Source organism: Streptomyces boncukensis (assembly GCF_011045075.1).
Taxonomy (GTDB): domain Bacteria; phylum Actinomycetota; class Actinomycetes; order Streptomycetales; family Streptomycetaceae; genus Streptomyces; species Streptomyces boncukensis.
Map to the genome: position 1 here is coordinate 1 of NZ_JAAKZZ010000706.1, position 3,044 is coordinate 3,044.

The following is a 3,044-nucleotide window of genomic DNA, read 5'->3' on the forward strand; positions in this document are numbered from 1 at the left end:
CCCTGAGCAGGGGCCTGGGCCGGGGCCGGAGACGCCCGGATCCGAGGGCCCCGGCCCCGGTCCGGAGAGCGCGGGAGGGGGCGGCGGGGACGGGCTGCGCGCGGTGCCGCGCCAGGGCGGCGCCCCGCGCGCGCCGGTGGCGCACGGCTATGAGACGGCGGGCACCCCCGGTGTCCAGGGCGCGTCCGAGCGGGCGGCCCGGCGGGGTGCCATCGCGGCCTACCGCGCGGGCGCCCAGCGCGCCGCAGCGGAGACCCGGGACGGGGCGCGCAACGGCGGTGCGGAGCACGGCGCCCGCGGACCCGCTGACGGTTCCGGTTCCGGTGCCGACTGGTGGGCCTCGCCCCCGTCCGGTTCCGGCGACCACGCGTCGGGCGCCGCGCTGGACGACGACGTGCGCTGGCTGCGCTCGGACGAGGACGAGGTGCTGCCGGACGCGCTGGAGGGCCCCGCGCCCCGCGAGGCCGGTCACGGGCCCGGCGGCGAGCCGTACGGCGATCCGGCACCCGGCCCGTACGGACCGGCGTCCCCAGGCCCGTACGGACCGGATCCGTACGGCCCGAGCGGCACCGGCGGTGCGGGCCCCACGGCGCTGCCCGGCGCCCGGCAGGGCGACAGCCGCAGCGTGCGGGCCATCTGGCAGGGCCCGGGAGAGCCCGGCGAGCGGAACGGCCACTTCCCCCCGAGCTCTCGGCCTCACCCGGAGCCGGTGCCGGAGCCGGAGGGGGAGGACGGCGAGCGGCCGTGGGGCGCCGTGCCGGACGACGCGGGGCGCTACCGCGGACCGGCCACCGCGCTGGCCGCCGAGCGGGCCAGGAACGCCCGGATGACCGTGGTCGGCCCCGTCACCGAGCGCTGGGCCCCCGAGCAGGCCGGGCCGGTCTACGAGAACTGGCGGCTGGCCCCGCCCGTCGGCCCGGCGGCCGACCTGTGGGCGCTGGGCGCGCTGCTGTTCCGCTCGGTGCAGGGGCACGCGCCGTACCCGGAGGACAGCGCGGCCGAGCTGGTGCAGATGGTGTGCGCGGAGCCGCCCGCGTTCGCGGAGGACTGCGGTCCGCTGCGCCCTGTCGTCGAGTCGCTGATGCGTCAGGACCCCACCGAGCGCCCGGACTTCGAGGAGCTGCGGGGCTGGCTGCGTTCGCTGATCCGCTCGGCGCCCGAGCCCGAGGTGGGGCGGCGGACGGTGACGGCGCCTCCGTCGCTGGAGCCGGGCGCCCCGACCGACCCCCGGCGGCTGCCGATCGTACGGCGCCGGGGCGAGCTGGTGCGGTGGAGGCACCGCTCTGCTCGGGCGAAGCCGAAGACTCGGGGGAGCCGGGCCGAGAAGCGCCCCACCGAGTCCGGGCATGGGCACGGGCATGGGCACGGCAAGCGGCACCGGCACAGCCGCGAGAAGCAGCCGCGCAGCGCACGCCGGCTCGGCCGGCTGATCGTCGGACTCGTGCTGCTCGGGCTGGCGGCGGCGGTGGCGTACGCCGTGTGGTTCATGCCCAAACAGGACGCGGGCGACGGCACCCGGAAGGGCTCGGTGGTCGTACCGGACGACGGCCCCGGAAACCCTCCGGCGGACGGTGCCGACGGCGACAAGGGCGACGACAAGGGCGACGGCAAGGGCGAGGGCGACGGCAAGCAGGGTGAGCGGAACGCCAGCGGGCGCAGCGACGGCGCGGACCCCGCCCGGGTCCCCAAGGGCTACAAGCTGAGCCGCGACCCGGCAGGCTTCCAGATCGCCGTTCCCCGCGCCTGGGACCGCCGCTCCACGAACAGCCGCGGCCAAGTGCTCTACAACGGCGGCGACGTCACGATGGTCATCGTCAAGGGGCGGGACTCCGCGGCGAAGTACGGCAGGGATCCGAAGGCGTACCAGGACAAGGAGCCCGAGCTCGCCGCCTACCGGGCCTCCGACTGGACGAGCGTGTCGGGTCTGCGGCGGATCGAGGTGGGGGACACCCCGATGGCCGAGGGCGCGTTCACCTGGAAGGACGGCAGCGGACGCGAACAGTACGCGCGCAACCGCGCGGTCCTGCTGGACGGCCGCTACCACGTGCTGCTGGTGCGCGGCACGCCCGGCGAGAAGCGGGCGATAGACCGGCACTTCGAGTCGGTTGCGGACACCTACCGGGTGACGTAGCTCACGCTGACCCGTGTCGCTGCGGCATCATGGGCTCATGGGGGACAGCACGGAGAGCACGGAGAGTACGGGGCTCGCGGGGCGGTACCGGATCGGGGAGCGGCTCGGACGGGGCGGTATGGGCACGGTCTGGCGTGCCTGGGACGAGCTGCTGGGCAGACAGGTGGCGGTCAAGGAACTGCGCCTGGACGAGGGGCCGTCCGAGCAGGAGGCGCGCAAGCTGCGCGAGCACACCCTGCGGGAGGCCCGCACCGTGGCGCAGCTCGGGCACCCCAATGTGCTGGTGGTGCACGACGTCGTCGAGCAGGACGGCCGCCCGTGGATCGTCATGGAGCTGGTCGACGGGCAGTCGCTGGCCGACCGGATCGGCGCCGAGGGCCCGCTGGAGCCGCGGGAGGCGGCCCGGGTGGGCCTGGCGCTGCTCGCCGCGCTGCGGGCGGCGCACGGGCGCGGAGTGCAGCACCGGGACGTCAAGCCGGCCAATGTGCTGCTGGAGGCGGAGACCGGCCGCGTGGTGCTGACGGACTTCGGTATCGCGCGCGTCACCGGTCTGACGACCATCAGCGAGACGGGCGGTGTGGTCGGTTCGCCGGAGTACATGGCGCCGGAGCGGCTGTCGGGACAGCGGGCGGGACCGGCCGCGGACCTGTGGTCGCTCGGCGTGCTGCTGTGCGCGGCGGTCGAGGGGGAGACGCCGTTCCACCGGGAGACGCTGACGGGCGTCGTGCACGCCGTGGCGCTGGAGGAGATCCGCCTCCCGGGGAGCGCTGCCGAGCTCCTCCCGGTCGTCCGGGGCCTGCTGGACCGCGACGCGGAGTCCCGGACGGGCCCGGACGAGGCGGAGGCGCTGCTGCGGGCGTATCTGGACACGGGCCGGATGCCGGATGCCGCCCCGCCCGCAGCGGAGCCGCCT

2 protein-coding genes are annotated in these 3,044 nt (G+C 76.5%); both read left to right on the top strand.

Features of this window, described 5'->3' with window-relative positions:
• On the top strand, positions 1-2,131 hold a 2,131-nt coding region (locus G5C65_RS34565; RefSeq protein ID WP_478501622.1), incomplete at its 5' end, for a serine/threonine-protein kinase.
• Positions 2,132-2,168: 37 nt separating this feature from the next.
• On the top strand, positions 2,169-3,044 hold an 876-nt coding region (locus G5C65_RS34570; protein WP_165303016.1), incomplete at its 3' end, for a serine/threonine-protein kinase.